Source organism: bacterium, assembly GCA_020440705.1.
Classification (GTDB): domain Bacteria; phylum Krumholzibacteriota; class Krumholzibacteriia; order LZORAL124-64-63; family LZORAL124-64-63; genus JAGRNP01.
In genome coordinates this window covers 32,669-50,035 of sequence record JAGRNP010000017.1, presented here as the reverse complement: position 1 = coordinate 50,035, position 17,367 = coordinate 32,669, and the positions used below count along the sequence as shown (strand labels likewise).

Annotated in this window: 16 protein-coding genes and 1 pseudogene; 11 read left to right on the top strand and 6 right to left on the bottom strand. The window is 71.2% G+C overall.

Annotated elements, in window-relative coordinates:
* The coding region (locus tag KDM41_04685; GenBank protein ID MCB1182707.1) for a discoidin domain-containing protein at nucleotides 1-651 on the top strand (651 nt) is incomplete at its 5' end.
* A gap of 80 nt (nucleotides 652-731) precedes the next feature.
* Entirely contained in the window at nucleotides 732-974 is a 243-nt protein-coding gene (locus KDM41_04680; GenBank protein ID MCB1182706.1) for a hypothetical protein, read from the top strand.
* A 107-nt stretch (nucleotides 975-1,081) separates the two neighbouring features.
* On the opposite strand, the gene KDM41_04675 is transcribed toward KDM41_04680, so the two are convergent.
* Nucleotides 1,082-1,693: a hypothetical protein gene (locus tag KDM41_04675; GenBank protein ID MCB1182705.1), complete on the bottom strand. Its 612-nt coding sequence runs from the start codon at nucleotides 1,691-1,693 to the stop codon at nucleotides 1,082-1,084.
* Between the two features lie 168 nt (nucleotides 1,694-1,861).
* On the opposite strand from KDM41_04675, the gene KDM41_04670 reads away from it, so the two are divergent.
* The 5 genes from KDM41_04670 (at nucleotide 1,862) to KDM41_04650 (ending at nucleotide 8,097) form a co-directional block, all read left to right on the top strand.
* Entirely contained in the window at nucleotides 1,862-3,124 is a 1,263-nt protein-coding gene (locus KDM41_04670; protein MCB1182704.1) for a carbohydrate-binding family 9-like protein, read from the top strand.
* A gap of 94 nt (nucleotides 3,125-3,218) precedes the next feature.
* Nucleotides 3,219-4,223: a hypothetical protein gene (locus KDM41_04665; protein ID MCB1182703.1), complete on the top strand. Its 1,005-nt coding sequence runs from the start codon at nucleotides 3,219-3,221 to the stop codon at nucleotides 4,221-4,223.
* An 8-nt stretch (nucleotides 4,224-4,231) separates the two neighbouring features.
* A complete protein-coding gene (locus KDM41_04660; GenBank protein ID MCB1182702.1) occupies nucleotides 4,232-6,316 on the top strand; it encodes a hypothetical protein in 2,085 nt (694 codons plus the stop codon).
* Between the two features lie 36 nt (nucleotides 6,317-6,352).
* Complete coding sequence (locus tag KDM41_04655; GenBank protein MCB1182701.1) at nucleotides 6,353-7,048, top strand: hypothetical protein; 696 nt, start codon at nucleotides 6,353-6,355, stop codon at nucleotides 7,046-7,048.
* Entirely contained in the window at nucleotides 7,045-8,097 is a 1,053-nt protein-coding gene (locus KDM41_04650) for a N(4)-(beta-N-acetylglucosaminyl)-L-asparaginase (GenBank protein MCB1182700.1), read from the top strand. The genes KDM41_04655 and KDM41_04650 overlap by 4 nt, the downstream gene beginning before the upstream one ends.
* Here KDM41_04650 and aqpZ read toward each other — a convergent pair.
* The 4 genes and pseudogenes from aqpZ to KDM41_04630 all read right to left on the bottom strand — a co-directional run bounded on the left by aqpZ (nucleotide 8,094) and on the right by KDM41_04630 (nucleotide 11,642).
* Entirely contained in the window at nucleotides 8,094-8,789 is a 696-nt protein-coding gene (gene aqpZ, locus KDM41_04645; GenBank protein ID MCB1182699.1) for an aquaporin Z, read from the bottom strand. The two genes, KDM41_04650 and aqpZ, sit on opposite strands and share 4 nt — an antisense overlap.
* A 107-nt stretch (nucleotides 8,790-8,896) precedes the next feature.
* Complete coding sequence (locus KDM41_04640) at nucleotides 8,897-10,348, bottom strand: hypothetical protein (protein ID MCB1182698.1); 1,452 nt, start codon at nucleotides 10,346-10,348, stop codon at nucleotides 8,897-8,899.
* Nucleotides 10,349-10,356: 8 nt separating this feature from the next.
* Nucleotides 10,357-11,247, bottom strand: a complete 891-nt coding sequence (locus KDM41_04635) for an ABC transporter ATP-binding protein (protein MCB1182697.1) — start codon at nucleotides 11,245-11,247, stop codon at nucleotides 10,357-10,359.
* Nucleotides 11,248-11,414: 167 nt separating this feature from the next.
* Nucleotides 11,415-11,642, bottom strand: a pseudogene (locus tag KDM41_04630) (GntR family transcriptional regulator).
* Nucleotides 11,643-11,829: 187 nt separating this feature from the next.
* Here KDM41_04630 and KDM41_04625 point away from each other — a divergent pair.
* A complete protein-coding gene (locus tag KDM41_04625; protein MCB1182696.1) occupies nucleotides 11,830-12,222 on the top strand; it encodes a hypothetical protein in 393 nt (130 codons plus the stop codon).
* Between the two features lie 15 nt (nucleotides 12,223-12,237).
* Here the strand turns inward: KDM41_04625 and KDM41_04620 are convergent, their stop codons facing one another.
* Nucleotides 12,238-13,767: an AbgT family transporter gene (locus KDM41_04620; GenBank protein ID MCB1182695.1), complete on the bottom strand. Its 1,530-nt coding sequence runs from the start codon at nucleotides 13,765-13,767 to the stop codon at nucleotides 12,238-12,240.
* Nucleotides 13,768-14,316: 549 nt separating this feature from the next.
* On the opposite strand from KDM41_04620, the gene KDM41_04615 reads away from it, so the two are divergent.
* From KDM41_04615 to KDM41_04605, 3 genes are read left to right on the top strand one after another with little or no spacing between them, the layout of a single operon-like run.
* On the top strand, nucleotides 14,317-15,378 hold the full coding sequence (locus tag KDM41_04615) for a KamA family radical SAM protein (protein ID MCB1182694.1): 1,062 nt from the start codon (nucleotides 14,317-14,319) through the stop codon (nucleotides 15,376-15,378).
* Complete coding sequence (locus KDM41_04610) at nucleotides 15,375-16,433, top strand: D-alanine--D-alanine ligase (protein MCB1182693.1); 1,059 nt, start codon at nucleotides 15,375-15,377, stop codon at nucleotides 16,431-16,433. The genes KDM41_04615 and KDM41_04610 overlap by 4 nt, the downstream gene beginning before the upstream one ends.
* On the top strand, nucleotides 16,384-17,367 hold the full coding sequence (locus tag KDM41_04605; protein MCB1182692.1) for a D-alanine--D-alanine ligase: 984 nt from the start codon (nucleotides 16,384-16,386) through the stop codon (nucleotides 17,365-17,367). Before KDM41_04610 ends, KDM41_04605 begins: the two co-directional genes overlap by 50 nt.

Here is a 17,367-nt window from a genome sequence, read left to right as displayed (position 1 = left end):
CGGCCCGCCCTCGCCCCGGAAGAGCAGCTCCCGGCGTGGGTCGGCGCCGATGACGAGGAGGCCGCGGCGGACGGCGAGCGGGATGCGCGCCCGGGCGCGCCGGCCGTGCTGCGGGCGTGGCAGCTCTACGTGCGGGGCGAAGCCTTCGGCGCGCCGACCGTGGTCGAACTGGATCCCCACCTCGCGGTGGGCGCGGCGGTGGCGTTCGTCCGCCCGGCGAGTTCGCGCTATCCCGGCGGCGGCGCGGGGTGGCCCGCCGACGGGCGGCTCGGTTCCCACCGCCACGACGACGGACGCTGGGCCGGCTTCGAGGGCGGCGATCTCGAGGCCACGATCGATCTCGGCGCGCCGGTGCCGATCGCCACGGTCGACGTCCGCTTCCTGCAGGACGCCAACGCGTGGATCTTCCTGCCGGACGCCGTGCGCGTCGCCTGGTCGCCCGACGGCGCCATCTGGCACGAAGCTCCCCCCGCGACCCACGCCGTGTCCGACCGCGAACAACGCAAGCTCATCCACCCGTTCGCGGTGGCGGTGGGCGCCACCGCCCGGTACGTGCGGGTCGTGGCGGCGAATCGCCGCACCTGCCCCGCCTGGCATCCGGGCCGCGGCCAGCCGGCCTGGATCTTCGTCGACGAGATCGTGGTGCGCTGAGCCCGGCCTTGCCTTCCCTTCCTTATTTGGATATCATTGTCCTGTTTTGATCGCCAAGTTGGTATCCAAGGAGTAACGTCATGCATGACGGCTGCAACGGCCCGGCCGCCGACGGCGTCCTGGTCCTGACCAAGGTGCGGCAGATGGGCTTCGCGAACATGCCCCTGCCCGCCCCGCTGGACATTCCCTGCGCCCATTGCGGCGCGGCCTTCGCCATGGTCACCTTCGAGAGCGCCTGTCCGGAGTGCGGCATGATCCACGCCGTCACGCCGTGCAGCGCCACCGACCCGGGTCGCGTGCGGGCGGCCGGCATCGGCTGCTGAACGACCGACCGTCCCGGCGGGACATGAAAACAGAGGCGCCACGTGTTGTGGCGCCTCCGGCACGACCGGGATCGGGGTCGCAGGCCTGCGGGATGTCTGCGGGAAACCTAGCGGTACAGGCTCTTCGCCTTGCCCCAGTCCACGTCCTCGGCCGAAACGGGGTCGCAGGACATGGCGGGGAAGTCGCCGCTGAGACCGCCCCAGCAGCTGTTCAGGGCGTACTTGTCGACCAGGGTGAGCACGTCCTCGTCGATGGGCGCCGGGGCCAGGTTCGAATAGAAGACGAAGGTGGCCGAACCCACGGTGCCCGGCTCGCAGCCGCCGGTCTCGATGGGCTCGAACTTCAACATGATGCCCTCAGCGCCCGGAATGCTCGGGTCGCCGTTGCACTGGAGCCGGCCCTCGTAGTCGACGGTGCACGACGGGTCGCCGTCGGAGGAACCGATCGGATCGCTCCAGTCGATCGCGTCGACGAAGTCCTGGCAGGTGCAGGTGCCGCCGGCGGCGTCCATGACCAGGTTCATGTGGCTCAGGGCGTACTGGCTGCCGGTGTCCCAGGTGAGGGTCAGGGTGTACATCCAGGCCGGACCGGAGCCCGGGTTCGGCGCCGCGACGACGGTGCCGGAGATGTCGCAGGGGTTCGTCGAGACCTGGGCGAAGGCCGAGGCACCGAGGGTGAGAGCCACGAGGCCCAGAAGCGTCATTGTCCATTTCTTCATGTTGTCTCCCCCAGTTGCTCCGGGCGCGCGCCGCGTGAAGCGGCCGAGTTCCCGGGGAGTGGACCCGCATTCGGGTTTCGGTTCGCGGATCCGTTCTGTGCAGAATCCGAGCTAAAATCGTAACAGAAACGGGATATCTGATTCAAACAAGAACGGTTTTCATTATTGATGTCAGGCGATCACGGGCCGGAATCCGTTGCCGAACACCAGAAAATTGTGCTATGGTGCGAGGCGAGGCGCCAGGGGGCCCGGGACCTTAACATTTGGGGACTAAAGTTGTTGTACCAACTTCGATCCGGCATCATCATCGTTATATTTGTGTTTTTGTTATATCCTGCAGGATCCGCCCGGTCGCTCCAGATTCCGGCGACCTTCCCCGCCCCCGCCCAATACGTCTGCCCGCCCGCAGGGTCGGCTCCCGTCATCGACGGCCGCCTCGACGACGAAGCCTGGGCCGCCGCCCCGTGGACGGAGCCCTTCGGCGACATCGAAGGTCCGGTGCGCCGCGAGCCGCGTTTCCGCACCCGGGCGAAGATGGTCTGGACCGCCGAGGACCTCTGCATCGCCGCCGAGCTGAAGGAGCCCCACGTTTGGGCGAAGCTCACCCAGCGCGACGCGGTCATCTACCACGACAACGACTTCGAGGTCTTCATCGATCCGGACGGCGACAACCACCTGTACTACGAGCTCGAGATCAACGCCCTCGGCACCGAGTGGGATCTGATGCTGGTGCGCCCCTACCGCGACGGCGCGCCGGCGGTGAACGCCTGGGACATCGCCGGGCTGCGGACGGCCGTGCACGTCGACGGCACGCTCAACGATCCCGCCGACACGGACACGGGCTGGACGGTCGAGATCGCCATTCCCTGGGCCGTGCTGGGCGAGGCGGCCGGCCGGCCGGCGCCGCCGCGCCCCGGGGACGTCTGGCGGCTGAACTTCTCCCGCGTGCAGTGGCGCACCGAGGTCGTCGACGGGGCGTACGCGAAGATCACCGACGCGGAGACCGGACGGCCGCTGCCCGAGGACAACTGGGTGTGGTCGCCCCAGGGCGCGGTCGCCATGCACATGCCCGAGATGTGGGGCGAGGTCCTGTTCGGCGACGGGACCGACGCGATCACGTTCGCCAACTCGGACGAGCACGCGGCCATCGTCACCGCCCGCCTCGTGATGCCCGTCTACTACCTGCAGCGGGAATTCGCCGCCGAACGGGGGCGCTTCGCCGCGTCGCTGACCGAACTCGGCGTGGCGACCGGTCGGCTCCCCGCCTGGCCCCGGCAGGACGGCGCCGTGCACACGACGCCCCTGCCCCCCGGCTGGCGACTCGAGATGGACGCGAGCGACGCGCGTTTCGCCGCCCGTCTCGTCACGCCGACGGTGACCGCGACGGTGGACGAGACGGGGCGGCTGTTGAGGAGTGAAGGGACACGTTGACCGGCTGTTCGCGGCCACCGGTGCTTGGTGATCCGGGCACCCCGGTGCTAGACTGGCCCGATCGCCCCATCCTCCACCCGGGAGTCGCCGCCACATGTTCCACCGCCTCGGGCATGGCCCGCTGCTGACACGGCACGACGTGCCGGACGTGCCCGGCGTCGCCGTCGACGTGAGCAGCGTCTTCAATCCCGGCGCCCTGCGCGTCGGCGCCGTGTCGGTGCTGATGTGCCGGGTCCAGACCCGCGGCCGGCGCACCCTGACCTGGCTCGCCACCAATCCCGACGGTCTGGGCTTCTCGTTCCAGCCCCGGCCCGTCACGTTCCGCGGGCTCGAGGGGCTCGTCGATCCCGTCGACGGCCGGCCCCTCGCCGTCCACCACGTCTACGACGCGCGCGTCACCGCGACCGGCTTCGGGCGGCTCGTGGTGACGGCCCTGGACACCGATCGCGGCTGCCGGCTCGCGGTTTGGTCGCCGGCCGGTCCGGACGACGTGTGCTGCGTCGGGCTCTCGCAGCTGAGCCTGGTGGCCCTGACCGGCGGCGAGGACACGCGCAACGGCGTGCTCTTTCCCGGCCTGGTGGGCGGTCGCGTGCTCATGCTCGACCGGCCCAACACGGCCCGCCCCGCGGGCGGACCGCCCACCGGCGCCGGCGTGCGCCTGCTCGCCTCGGACGACCTGCAGAACTGGGAGGACCTCGGCCCGGTGTTCGGCGGTCGGCCCCACTACTGGGACGAACTCGTCGGCGCGGGCCCGCCGCCGGTGCTCACCGAGCAGGGCTGGCTGCTGATCTACCACGGCGTCGCCACCCACTTCCAGGCGGCCAACATCTACCAGGCCGGCGCGGTCCTGCTCGACCGCGACGACCCCACGAAGGTGCTCGCGCGCACGGACGAGAACCTGCTCGAACCCCGCGAGGAATGGGAGATGGTCGGCCAGGTGCCCAACGTCGTGTTTCCGTCGGGCCTGATCGTCGACGGCGTGGCCGACGGCGAACCGGCCGGCCCCGCTGCCACCCTGCAGCTCTACTACGGCGCCGCCGACACCTGCATCGGCCGCGCCACCGCCACGGTCGGCGAGGTGCTGGCCGCCTGCTCCTGAGGTCCGCCATGACCGACGCCCCCCGCCAGGCCTTCGTCGTCGCCCACACCCACTGGGACCGGGAGTGGTACCAGACGTTCGCGCGCTTCCGGGTCGACCTGGTCGCGGCCGTGGACGGCATCCTCGACGCGCTGGACCACGACGACGCCGTGCCCCGTTTCCTGCTCGACGGCCAGACGGCCGTGCTCGAGGACTACCTCGCCGCCCGGCCCGATGCGCGCGACCGCGTCGACCGTCTCGTGCGCGAGGGCCGCCTCGTCGTCGGCCCCTGGTACGTGCTGCCGGACGAGTTCCTCGTCAGCGGCGAGGCCACCGCCCGCAACCTGCTCCGCGGCCATCGCACCTCGCCCCTCGGGCGCGTGCACCGGGTCGGCTACATGCCGGACAGCTTCGGCCACATCGCCCAGCTGCCCCAACTGCTCCAGCTCGCCGGCCTCGACAGCTTCGTCTTCGCGCGCGGTCTCGACGATCGGGCCGACGACGTGGGCTGGCTCTTCCGCTGGCGCGGGCCGGACGGTTCGGAGGTGCTGGCGGTCAACCCGTGCGAGGGGTACTGCAACGCCGGCGGGCTGGGCCACGCGGAACTCTGGCACGCCCACACGGCGCGGGCGGTGGAGCCCGCGCGCGCCGTGGCGCAGGTGCGCGAGCTCTTCGCGAAGATGGCGCGCCGCCCCGGGCACGATCCGGCCCTGCTGCTGAACGGCTGCGACCACTTCCCGCCGCAGCGCGCCGGCGGCCCCGTGCTGGCGGCCCTCGCCGAGGCCTTCCCGGACACCGCGTTCACCGTCGCCTCGCTGGCCGACTTCGTGGCGGCCGTGCGGGAGCACACGCCCGACGACGAGCGACCGGTGCTCGCGGGCGAACTCCTCGGCGGACGCGACAACCCGATCCTCTCGGGGGTGTGGTCGACCCGCATGCCCCTCAAGCAGGCCAACACCGCCTGCCAGGATCTGCTGACCCGGGTCGTGGAGCCCCTGCACGCCGCCGCCTGGGCCCGCGACGGCCACGCCTGGCCGTCCGGACTGCTCGATCTGGCCTGGCGCGAACTGCTGCGCAACCACCCCCACGACTCCATCTGCGGCTGCAGCATCGACGCGGTGCACCGCGAGATGGAGACCCGCTTCGCCACCGTGCGCGAGACGGGCGAGCAGATGGTGACGCGGCTGCTGCGGTGCTGGACGCCGGCCCTGGCCCCGGAGCCGGACGGCGACCGGCAGATGGTGCTGCGCGTGGCGAACCCCCTGCCCCGGCGGCGCCGTGCCGTCGTCGACCGGCTCGTGGTGCTGCCGCCGGGCAGTGGCGATCCCGCGGCCCTGCGCGTGACCGACGCCGCCGGCCGGCCGGTGCCGTGCGAGGTGCGGCAGGTGCGGCACCTCGAGCGCTTCTGGGGCGTCGACTACCGCGCACTGCTCGCCTACGAGGACCAGGCCGCGCGCCTGGACACCTACCTGCGCCGTTTCGGCGACCGGATCATCGGCGACGGCACCGAGGGCGACACCCACGACGCCTGCGTGACCCTGCGCTTCCTGGCCCCCGACCTGCCGCCGGTGGGCCACGCCGCCTTCCGGCTCACCACCGCACCGGGGCCCAGTGTCCGGGCGCCCGGTGCGGTGACGACCGGCTACGCCGGCGACGGCGCCCGGCTCGAGAACGCCCACCTGGCCGCGACGCTGCATCCGGACGGCACCATCGACCTGCTCGACAAGGCCACCGGCCGCACCTTCGCCGGCCTGAACCTGCTCGAGGACACCGAGGACGCGGGCGACGAGTACGACTTCTGTCCGGCCGAGACGTCGGGCACGACGTTCTCGGCGGGCGCCGAGGGCAAGGTCCGGTTGCAGGACCGCTCGCCGCTGCGGGCCGCCGCCGAGACCACGTTCCGCTTCGATCTGCCCCGCTCGCTGGAGCCCGACCGCCGCACCCGCCAGGTGCGCACGACGCCGTGCGACGTCACGGTGCGCATCGCCCTCGAGGCCGACGCGCGTCTGCTCGACATCGCGACCACCGTCAACAACCGCGCCTTCGACCACCGCCTGCGGGCGTGGTTCCCGGCGGGCTTCGCGGCCGACGCCCAGCTCACCGGGGGCCACTAGCTGGGAAAAGCGCCGCGCAGGGGACGAGCGTAGATCTTGGGGGGGGCCGTACCCTTAACGAACAACTGGCCCCAGCAGGACTTCAGCGCCCTCGTGGACGCGGAAGGCGGCCTGGCCGTCTTCAACCGGGGCCTGCCCGAGGTCGAGGTGCTCGACGCCGGCGACGGCACCGCCGTCTGCGCCGTGACCCTGCTGCGCTGCGTCGACTGGCTCAGCCGCGACGACCTGCCCACGCGCAACCGCATCAACGCGGGCCCCACCCTGGCCACGCCCGACGCCCAGCTCATCGGGCGCCACACCTTCCATTGCGCCGTGATGCCGTTCACGGGCGACCCGCTCACCGCCGACGTCAAGGGACGCAGCGACGCCTGGCGCACGCCGACGCCCGTGGTGCAGGGCGTGGCGGACGACAGCACGTCCGGCGGCGCCGGCCTGCTCGCGGGCTCCGATCCGCGCGTGGCCATCACCGCCGTCAAGCGGGCCGAGCGGGGCGAGGCGCTGATCGTGCGGCTGGTCAACCTCGCCGATGTCGCGGTGACCGAGACCCTGCACCTCGAGTTGCCGGTGATCGACGTCGAGAAGGTGAGCCTCGTCGAGACCGAACTGCACATCTACCGGGACGACCCCGTTCCGACCCACGGGGGCCGCCGCGTGCGCGTGCCGCTGGCCCCCCACGAGATCGCCACCCTGGCCCTGGCCCTCGCCGGGCCGGAAACCGAGGAATCGTCATGACCACCCGCCGCCGCTTCCTGCAGACCGCCGGCGCCGCCCTCGCCGCCCTGACCGCCGGACGGGCCGGCCGCGCCCAGCAGGAGCCCGATCCGGTGGGGAGCGGCGCGGGCGCGTCGCTCATCGACCGGTTCGTCGATCCGGGCGAGCATCCGGGCGGCGGCCCCGTGGTCGTCTCGACCTGGCGGCACGGCCTCGCCGCCAACGCCGCCGCCTGGGGCGTGCTGGCGGCCGGCGGGCGGGCCCTCGACGCGGTGGAAGCGGGCGTGCGGGTGACGGAGGCCGATCCGGAGGTGGACTCGGTGGGCTACGGCGGGCGCCCGGACCGCGACGGCAAGGTGACCCTCGACGCCTGCATCATGGACGAGACCGGCAACGCCGGCTCGGTGGCGTTCCTGCAGGACATCAGGCACCCGGTGAGCGTGGCGCGCGCCGTCATGGAGAAGACGCCCCATGTGATGCTCGTGGGCGAGGGCGCCCGGCGCTTCGCCCTGGAGCAGGGGCATCCGGCCGAGGACCTGCTCACCGAACGGGCGCGCCGCGACTGGGAGAAGTGGCGGCGGGAGGCGAAGTACGAGCCCTGGTCGGCCGCCTCGGACCCGAGCCGCCACGACACGATCAGCCAGCTCGCCATCGACCGCGACGGCAACCTCTCGGGGGCCTGCACCACCAGCGGTCTGGCCTACAAGATGCACGGCCGCGTGGGCGACTCGCCCATCATCGGGGCCAGCCTCTACGTGGACAACGAGGTCGGCGCGGCCTGCGCCACCGGTGTGGGCGAGGAGGTCATGAAGACGGTGGGCAGCTTCCTCATCGTCGAGCTCATGCGGCAGGGGCTCTCGCCGGCCGAGGCGTGCCGCGAGGGGGTCGCGCGCATCGTGCGGCGCAACCCGCGCTGGCGCGAGGACGAGCTGCAGGTGGGCTACCTCGCCATCGACCGCTCGGGGCGCGTGGGCGCCCACGCCATCCTGCCCTGGTTCCAGTACGCCCTGCAGGACGCCCACGGCGCGCAGCTCGTGGACGTCCCGGGGTGGTCGGTGGAGGACCGCTAGCCGTCGCGGGCGGCGAAGAGCGAGCGGTAGACGAATCCGGCCAGCACCGCCCCGACGATCGGCGCCACCCAGAACAGCCAGAGCTGGCCGAGGGCCCAGTCGCCCACGAACACGGCCGGACCGGTGCTGCGCGCCGGGTTCACCGACGTGTTGGTGACGGGGATGCTGATCAGGTGGATGAGGGTCAGGCCGAGACCGATGGCGATCGGCGCGAAACCCTGCGGCGCCCGGGCGTCGGTCGCCCCGAGGATGATCATGAGGAACATGAAGGTCATCACGATCTCGCACACGAGACCCGCCACGAGGGTGTAGCCCCCGGGCGAGTGGTCGCCGTAGCCGTTGCTCGCCAGGCCGCCGGCGATGTCGAAGCCCGCCTGGCCGCTCGCGATCACGTACAGCACCCCGGCCCCGGCGATGCCGCCGAGGACCTGCGCCACGATGTAGGGCCCGAGTTCCCTCGCGTCGAAACGTCCGCCCGCCCAGAGGCCGAACGAGACGGCGGGATTCAGGTGGCAGCCGCTGATGTGGCCGATGGCGAAGGCCATGGTCAGGACGGTCAGGCCGAAGGCGAGAGAGACTCCGAGCAGGCCGATGCCCACCTGGGGAAAGGCCGCGGCCAGGACGGCGCTGCCGCAACCGCCCAGGACGAGCCAGAAGGTGCCGATGAACTCGGCGCCGAGTTTGCGTGACATGGTATCCCCTCCGATCAGGACATGCGATGAGCCCCCATTGCCGGGGGAGCATCGCACGTCCGTCGGGATTTCGCGCGCAGTTTCTCCATCGCGGCCCGCGCGGTCCGTCAGGCCTGATCCGTCCGCATGACCCGCCACGACCAGACCAGCGGCAGCGCCATGAGCAGCATCACCGTTCCGCCGATCGCCGCCGGGTAGGCGAAGGGCCCGTACCACATGCGGAGGAAGAGCATCAGCGGGAAGAAGGCCAGGGTGCCCGTCTGCTGCATCACGCCCTGGCAGCGCGGGCTGCGCCAGAGCGACCAGACCAGCATCTGCACCGCGTGGCAGAACGCCGGCCACAGCCACACGTGCCACGACGGCGCGACCATGTGCAGCGCCTCGCCCCGGTAGGCCAGGGGCGGCAGCAGGGCCGCCGCCGCATGGCCGAACGCGAAGAGCACCGCGGTCATGGCGTAGCTCGCGCCGAGCATGGCGATCATCGTCGGCACCAGGGCGTCGCGACGCGTTCCCCGGTCCCACAGGCGGCCGGGCGCCGGATGCCGGAGGTAGGTGCCGAAGATCCCGAAGAACGCGATCGACATGAAGGGCAGGTTGACGAACCACTCGCGCACCCAGTTGTCGTCGAAAGCGACGGCGCGGGCGTCGTAGAAGCCGCCCATGACCATGAACAGCGGCAGCACGCCCGCCGCCAGGAGCAGCTTCCACCAGCGCCGGGGCAGGCTCGCCGCGAAGCCCAGCACGACGGCCTCGCCGGCCAGGGCCCGGGCCGCCCGGCCTGCCCGCCGCTGGGCGCCCGTCCAACGCAGCCCGGCTGCCATGGCGCCGGCGAAAGGTCGCGGACCACCAGCGGTCTCGGCCTTGTGGAGATCCCGCAGCCGCTTGAACTCGGCCACCTTGTCGGTGTTCTTGATGTCGGCGACGGACAGGTAAGGGCTCTCCGCGACGCGACGGTGCAGGCCCGCGCTGCGGATCTGCTGCAGCACGAGGAACACGCCGACGACGGCGGCCGCCGACCAGAGCGCGACCTGGTCGAGGGCCCCGGCCACGGCCTCGTCGGACACCCGCATGACCTGCCTGATCAGGAAGATCTGCAGCCACAGGACCTGGAAGATGATCCAGGTCAGGAACGAGAGCTGCATCGCCAGCAGCATCACCAGGGCGAAGACGAGGATCGCCACGGCCAGGACCGAGACGGCCCGCAGCGGCGACGCGGCCAGGAGATCGCCCAGGCCGGGCAGCGCGAAGGCGGTCAGCACGGCGGCGGCGCCCACCACCAGTCCGACCCGCACCTGGTTCGTCGCCATGCCCGCCCGCAGACCCGGCAGGAGGTAGAAGGTCGGCCGGGTCAGGATCTCCTGCTGGCTCGAGGCGAGGAAGAACGCCGATGCCCCCACCAGGGCCAGGAGCGCCCAGAGGTTCAGCGAGGCCGAGCCGAAGTGCTTGGCCACCTGGATCGCGACCAGGGTGGCGAAGAAGACGGCCGGCACGAAGTAGGTCCAGAACAGGAGACCCCGGTGGCGCAGGTGCGCCCTCAACTGCAGATTCGCGGTGGACATGGTCGGCCTCACTTTCCCGTCACGACCAGGCGGTAGATCTCCTCGAACTCCAGATGGCGCACCTCGGCGGTGCAGGCCAGGGTCGCGAGCTCGCGCTCGAGGACGGCGCGGTCCGGGTTGTGGACCGTCGCCACGGCGGAGGAGCGCTCGCGCGCCAGATGCTTGAGCCCGCTCAGCCCGAGCTCGGCCGGCATCTCGCCGGACAGCGCCCGCAGGCTGACCCGGTAGTACTCCTCGCGCAGGTCGTCCAGGGGCTGGAAGCAGTGCACGTGCCCCCGGTCCAGGATGAGCACGCGGTCGATGACCTTCTCCACGTCGGTGAGGATGTGGCTCGAGATGACGATGGTGCGCTCGCCGTCCTGGATCAGGTCCATGAGCAGATCGAGGAACTCCTGGCGCACGACCGGATCGAGGGCCGCGGCCGGCTCGTCGAGCAGCAGCAGTTCGGGGCGGTGCGCCACGCCGAGGACGATGGACAGGCGCTGCTTCTGGCCGCCCGAGAGCTTGCCCACGTTGGCGTGCCGTTCGAGCCCGAACTCGCCCAGCAGCCGCGCGGCGAGGGCGTCGTCCCAGTGGGGCTGATGGGCCCGGGCGAGGTCGACGGTCTCGCCGACGTTGAGCCAGGTGAGCAGGTCGGCGTCCTGGCTCACGTAGCCGATGCGGGCGATCTGGTCGGGCCCCAGTTCGGCGGCCGGCGTGCCGAAGACCCGGACCTCGCCGTGGCTCGGCACCAGCAGCCCGATCAGGTGCTTGATGAGCGTCGTCTTGCCGCAGCCGTTGGGCCCGAGCAGGCCGACGACCGATCCCCGCGGGATCTCGAGATTCACGGCGCCCAGCGCCCTCTTGTCCCCGAACTCCCGGCTCAGGTCCTTCACCGAGATGATGGTGTCGTGGCTCATCGCTCGTCCCCCTTCGCGCGGGTGCGGTAGTCGGTGATGTGGCGGCGCAGGGCGGCGGAGGCCTCGGCGTCGGACACGTCGAGCTGGACGATGAGACCTGCGGCCTCGCGCAGGGCGTCGTCCAGCAGCTGCTGGCGTTCGCGGTCGGCCCTCTGCTCGCTGATGGCGGCGACGAAGATGCCGACACCCTTGCGGCGCTCGGCCACCCCCTCGGCCACGAGCATCCCGTAGGCTTTGCTGATCGTCATGGGATTCACCTTCAGTCTGGCGGCCAGGCTGCTGACCGATTCGAGCTGGTCCCCCGGCGCGAACTGGCCGGAAACCACCATCAGCTTCACCTGGTCGATGACCTGGCGGTAGATGGGAGTCCCGTCGCGCGGATCGATGTGGATCATGCCCGTGCCCTCGTTTCAGTCGGGTATATTGCTATATTAGTTGACTAATATAGTACCGCCAATACGGGGCCCGGACAAGGGAGTTTCAGAAAAATCGCGAAAAAAAGGAATCGGACCCGTACGATCCGCTTGGGCGGGGATCCCGACGGTAGTAGATTTCCGCGCCAACGAGGAGGACGGACGAACCATGGCCATTGAACGCCAATTCGACGCCGCGAAGAGGATTCTGCGGATCAGCGTGATCGGCAAGGTCACGATTCCGGAGTTCCAGGATTTCATGAAGGACATGACCGGATCGCCGGACTACGACCCGGACGTGGACGCCCTGTGGGACCTGCGCCGGTTCGACTTCGAGCACGTGGACGCCGAGTTCTGGCAGCAGATCGTCCGGGCCCGGCGCCGGTTCCCCGAGCGCAGCCGGGCCCGCCTGGCCCACCTCGTCGACGGCGACTTCGCCTTCGGCATGATGCGCATGTACCAGATCCTGGTCGAGATCGACGGCGCCGACCTGATCCAGGAAGTCGGCGTCTTCCGCACCGAGGCCGACGCCGAGGCCTGGCTCACCCGCCCCCGCGGCTGAAGCGGGCCGATCGTCCTACCCCAGCTTCAGCGCCGCTCCCGGCCCGAGCGGCAACCCCAGCCACAGCCACGCGATCAGCAGGATCGTCCACACCACGAAGAACGTGAACGAGTAGGGCAGCATGGTCGCCACCACGGTGCCGATGCCCGCGTCGCCGGCGTACTTCTTCATGAAGGCCACGATGAGCGGGAAATACGACATGAGCGGCGAGATGACGTTGGTCACGCTGTCGCCCACGCGGTAGGTGGCCTGCACCAGCTCGGGCGAGTAGCCCAACAGCATGAACATGGGGATGAAGACCGGCGCCATGATGGCCCACTTGGCCGAGGCCGAGCCCACGGCCAGGTTGATGATCGCCGAGAGGATCACGAAGCTCACGATGAGCGGAATGTCGCCCAGCCCCGCCGCCTCCAGGGCCGCCGCCCCCTTGATGGCGAAGATCAGGCCCAGGTTCGTCCACTTGAAGAACGCCACGAACTGGGCCGCGAAGAAGCACAGCACGATGTAGATGCCGAGGGTCTCCATGCTCTTGCCCATGCCCTCGATGGCGTCGCTGTCGTTGCGGATGGTCTTCGCCCCCACGCCGTAGGCGATGCCCATGATCGTCGCGCCGAAGAAGATGAAGGCCACGATGCCCCTGGTGAACGGCGAGCGCAGCAGGTCGCCCGTGGCCGGGTCGCGCAGGAAGCCGTCGGCCGGGACCGTGCCCCACAGCAGGAAGCCGGTGAAGAGCAGGCTGGCGACCAGGGCGTAGAGCAGGCCGCGCTTCTCGTCGGGCCCGAGCTCGCCGAGGTCTTCCGCCGCGACCTCGCCGCCGTACCGGCCCAGGCGCGGCACCACGATCTTCTCCGTGACCCAGGTGCCCGCCGCCGCGATGAAGAAGGTCGAGACGATCATGAAGTACCAGTTGCAGGCCGGATTCACGATGTAGGCCGGGTCGATGATCCGGGCCGCCTCCTCCGAGAGGCCGCTCAGCAGCGGATCGACCGTGCCCAGCAGCAGGTTCGCACTGTAACCGCCCGACACGCCGGCGAAGGCCGCCGCCATGCCCGCCAGGGGGTGGCGCCCCACGGTCTGGAAGATGATGGCGCCCAGCGGCACCAGCAGCACGTAGCCCACTTCGCTGGCGGTGTTGCTCAGGATGCCCGAGAACACGAGCAGGAAGGTGAGCAGCCCGCGCGGCGCCGACAGCACGAGCAGGCGCAGGGCCGCGCCGATCAGGCCGGTGCGCTCGGCCACGCCGATGCCCAGCATCGAGACCAGCACCGTGCCCAGGGGCGCGAAGCCCGTGAAGTTGTGGATCAGCTCGGTGAGGATGCGGTGCAGGCCGTGGATGCTGACCAGGCTGACCGGCTCGATGATCTCCCCGGTGCCCGGATGCGTGGCCCGGATGCCCAGGGCCGCGAAGACGCCCGAAAGGACGACGACCAGCAGGGCCAGGCCGGCGAACAGGGTGGCGGGATGGGGCAGGGCGTTGCCCACGCGCTCGATGGCGCCGAGGAAGCCGGCGACTCCGCGCGACGGCGCGGGGCCGGAGGCTGGCATGTTCATGATGGGTCGGACCTCGCGGAACGGGGGTCGGGTGACGAAAGAAACAGGATACTCGTTGTCCGGAATGCCGCCACCCGGGTTCGGCGCGGTCAGGGGTGTCCGGTCGACGGGGCGGCGCCCCCCGAACCGGCGGGTGGACCCCGGTTCCCACATTCCGATTGACAGTCCCGCCCGACGCGGTATCTTGTCGCGCCAGTCGGATCAGGCGACACCACCCGGAGTTCCCCGGCCCCGTCGCCCGGCCGGACCCCTGTCTCGAAAGGAGACGGCGTGTCCTGTCACCCCCAGGCCATCGGTCGCCTCACGACGCTGAGCCGTGAGAAACAGAAGGAGGGTGCGTCGGGCGTTGCCGACGAACCTCCGTCCCCGGCGGAACCCTCGCACGCGGTCCCGCACCCTGAAGATATTCCCGTTCGGGCGGACTCTGTTCCCGCCTTTTTTCTTGCCCGCAAGTTGCCCGCCGTCGGCCCCGGCGCGCGGGCCTTCCGGCGGCGCCACTATCCCGACGTCACCGACGCCGAGTGGAACGACTGGCATTGGCAGATGCGCCACCGCATCCGCACCGCCGAGCAGATCGAGCCGCTGCTCGAGCTCAGCCCGTCCGAGCGCCGGGCCCTGATGCAGGGCGGCGACAACCTGCCGCTGGGCATCACCCCCTACTACTTCAGCCTGCTCGACCCCCGGAACCCGCAGCAACCGCTGCGGCGGACGGTCGTGCCGCAGTTCGCGGAGTTCCTGACCACGCCGGGCGAGGCCGAGGACCCGCTGCACGAGGAGGACGACTCCCCGGTGCCGGGCATCGTCCACCGCTATCCGGATCGGGTGCTCTTCCTGGTGCACGACCACTGCGCGACCTATTGCCGCTACTGCACGCGCTCGCGCGTCGTCGGCCAGGGCGAACTCACGCCGAACCGCGACCACCTCGAACGCGGCCTGGACTACATCCGCCGCACGCCCGCGGTGCGCGACGTGCTGCTGTCCGGCGGCGACCCGCTCACGTTGAGCGACGAAAAGCTGGCCTGGCTGCTGGGCGAGCTGCGCTCCATTCCGCACGTCCAGTTCATCCGCATCGGGACGATGGTGCCCCTGGTCATGCCCCAGCGGGTCACGCCGAAGCTGGTGCGCATCCTGCGGCGGTTCCACCCGCTCTGGATGAGCATCCACTTCACGCATCCGGACGAGTGCACGCCCGAGGCGGTCCGTGCCTGCCGGCGGCTCGCCGACGCGGGCATCCCCCTCGGCGCCCAGACGGTGCTGCTCCGGGGCGTCAACGACGACGTGGACACCATGCGGCGCCTGGTGCACTACGAACTCATGATGCGGGTGCGCCCCTACTACCTGTACCAGTGCGACCCGATCTCCGGCTCGGCGCACTTCCGCACGCCCGTGACGAAGGGTCTGGAGATCATCAGGGGACTGCGCGGCTGGACCACCGGCTACGCCGTCCCCACCTTCGTGGTCGACGCGCCCGGCGGGGGCGGCAAGATCCCCCTGCACCCCGAGGCCGTCATCGGCTACGAGGGCGACGACCTGCTGCTGCGCGGCTACACCGGTGGCGTGCACCGCTATCCCGACCCCGGGAAGCACCTGGAGGTCCTCACGTGAACGTCGGACTGACCTACGACCTGCGGGACGACTACCTGGCGATGGGCTACAGCGACGAGGAGACGGCCGAGTTCGACCGCATCTCCACCATCGACGCCATCGCCGGGGCGATCGCCGCCTGCGGGCACCACGTCGACCGCATCGGGCACGCCCGGGCGCTGATCCGGCGCCTGGCCGCAGGTGATCGCTGGGACCTGGTCTTCAACATCGCCGAGGGCCTGCGCGGGGTCGCCCGCGAGGCGCAGGTGCCGGCCATCCTCGAGGTGTACGGCATCCCGTGCGTGTTCAGCGACCCGCTGGTGTCGGCGCTGACCCTGCACAAGGGCATGACGAAGCGCGTGCTGCGCGACGCCGGCCTGCCCACGCCGGTCTTCCTGGAGGTGACGCGCCTGGCCGACCTCGACGGGCTGGACCTGCCCTATCCCCTCTTCGCCAAGCCGCTGGCCGAGGGCACCGGCAAGGGCATCGACGGCCGCTCGGTGATCGACGATCCGGTGCGTCTGCGCGAGTGCTGCGCCGACCTGCTGGCGCGGTTCCGGCAGCCGGTGCTCGTCGAGACCTACCTGCCGGGACGCGAGTTCACGGTCGGCATCGTCGGCACCGGCGAGCGGGCCGAGGTGGTCGGCACCCTCGAGATCATCCTGCTGGAGGGCGCCGAAGGGGGCGCCTACTCGTACGTGAACAAGGAGTACTGCGAGGAGCTCGTCGAGTACCGCCACGTGACCCGCGACGACCCGGCGGTGGTCGCGGCCGAGTCGCTCTCGCTGGCGGCCTGGCGCGTGCTGGGCTGCCGCGACGGCGGACGGCTGGACCTGCGGGCCGACGCCACGGGCGCGCCCCAGATCATGGAGATCAACCCGCTGGCCGGTCTGCACCCGGAGCACTCCGACCTCCCGATGATCGCCACGGCGGTGGGCATGCCCTACGTCGAGCTGATCCGGCGGATCCTGGACTCGGCGGCCGAGCGCGTCGGCGCGGAACCGCCCCTGCGGGAGGAGGTCGTCCTTGAAGGTGCTCGTGCTGCACAACAGGGTGCCGGAGGGTGCGCCTCCTGACGAGGCCGACGTCCTGGTGCAGGCCGACGCGGTGGCGGGGGCCCTGGCCGGCCTGGGCCACGCCGTCGCGACGCTCGACTGCGACCTGGATCTGGCCCGCCTGCAGACCGAACTGGCCGCCCGGCGGCCCGACGCCGTGTTCAACCTCGTGGAGGGCCTGGCCGGCAGCGGCCGCCTGATCCATCTCGTCCCGGCGGTCCTGGCCGCGCTGGGCGTCCCCTTCGCCGGCTGCACGGCCGACGCCTTCGCCGTCACGTCGCACAAGGTCCTCGCCAAGCGCCTGCTGCGCGGCGCGGAGCTGCCGACGCCCGACTGGCTGATGGCGGAGGCCCCGGACGGACCGGCCGCGGCCGCCGCGCCGGATCGCCGCTGGATCATCAAATCGGTGTGGGAAGACGCCTCGCTCGGCCTGGACGACGACGCCGTGGTCACGGCCCCGGCCGCCGCGGTCCGCGCGCGGCTCGCGGCACGGGCCGGTCAGGCGGGCGCCCCCTGGTTCGCCGAGGAGTACATCGCCGGGCGCGAGTTCAACATCGCCCTGCTCGACGGCCCGGACGGCCCGACGGTCCTGCCCCACGCCGAAATGGAATTCCGCGACTTCCCGCCGGGCAAGCCGCACATCGTGGGCTACGCCGCCAAATGGCACGACGAGACGTTCGAGTTCTCCCACACGGTGCGCCGCTTCGATCTGCCCCCGGAGGATGCCCCGCTGCTGGCCGAGCTGTCGCGCCTGTCGCTGGCGTGCTGGCGGGCGTTCGATCTGCGCGGCTGGGCCCGGGTCGATTTCCGCGTCGATGCCGCCGGACGTCCCTGGATCCTCGAGGCCAACGTCAATCCCTGCCTGGCGCCGGACGCGGGCTTCGCCGCGGCCCTGGACCGGGCGGGCATTCCCTTCCAGGACGCGGTCGCCCGCATGCTGACCGCGGCCGGGTGA

Excerpts from the sequence above, each read along its gene's own strand:
- KDM41_04680 (MCB1182706.1), top strand. The coding sequence starts at position 732 with ATGCATGACGGCTGCAACGGCCCGGCCGCCGACGGCGTCCTGGTCCTG.
- KDM41_04675 (MCB1182705.1), bottom strand. The coding sequence starts at position 1,693 with ATGAAGAAATGGACAATGACGCTTCTGGGCCTCGTGGCTCTCACCCTC.
- KDM41_04670 (MCB1182704.1), top strand. The coding sequence starts at position 1,862 with ATGTCAGGCGATCACGGGCCGGAATCCGTTGCCGAACACCAGAAAATT.
- KDM41_04665 (MCB1182703.1), top strand. The coding sequence starts at position 3,219 with ATGTTCCACCGCCTCGGGCATGGCCCGCTGCTGACACGGCACGACGTG.
- KDM41_04660 (MCB1182702.1), top strand. The coding sequence starts at position 4,232 with ATGACCGACGCCCCCCGCCAGGCCTTCGTCGTCGCCCACACCCACTGG.
- KDM41_04650 (MCB1182700.1), top strand. The coding sequence starts at position 7,045 with ATGACCACCCGCCGCCGCTTCCTGCAGACCGCCGGCGCCGCCCTCGCC.
- aqpZ (MCB1182699.1), bottom strand. The coding sequence starts at position 8,789 with ATGTCACGCAAACTCGGCGCCGAGTTCATCGGCACCTTCTGGCTCGTC.
- KDM41_04640 (MCB1182698.1), bottom strand. The coding sequence starts at position 10,348 with ATGTCCACCGCGAATCTGCAGTTGAGGGCGCACCTGCGCCACCGGGGT.
- KDM41_04635 (MCB1182697.1), bottom strand. The coding sequence starts at position 11,247 with ATGAGCCACGACACCATCATCTCGGTGAAGGACCTGAGCCGGGAGTTC.
- KDM41_04625 (MCB1182696.1), top strand. The coding sequence starts at position 11,830 with ATGGCCATTGAACGCCAATTCGACGCCGCGAAGAGGATTCTGCGGATC.
- KDM41_04620 (MCB1182695.1), bottom strand. The coding sequence starts at position 13,767 with ATGCCAGCCTCCGGCCCCGCGCCGTCGCGCGGAGTCGCCGGCTTCCTC.
- KDM41_04615 (MCB1182694.1), top strand. The coding sequence starts at position 14,317 with ATGCGCCACCGCATCCGCACCGCCGAGCAGATCGAGCCGCTGCTCGAG.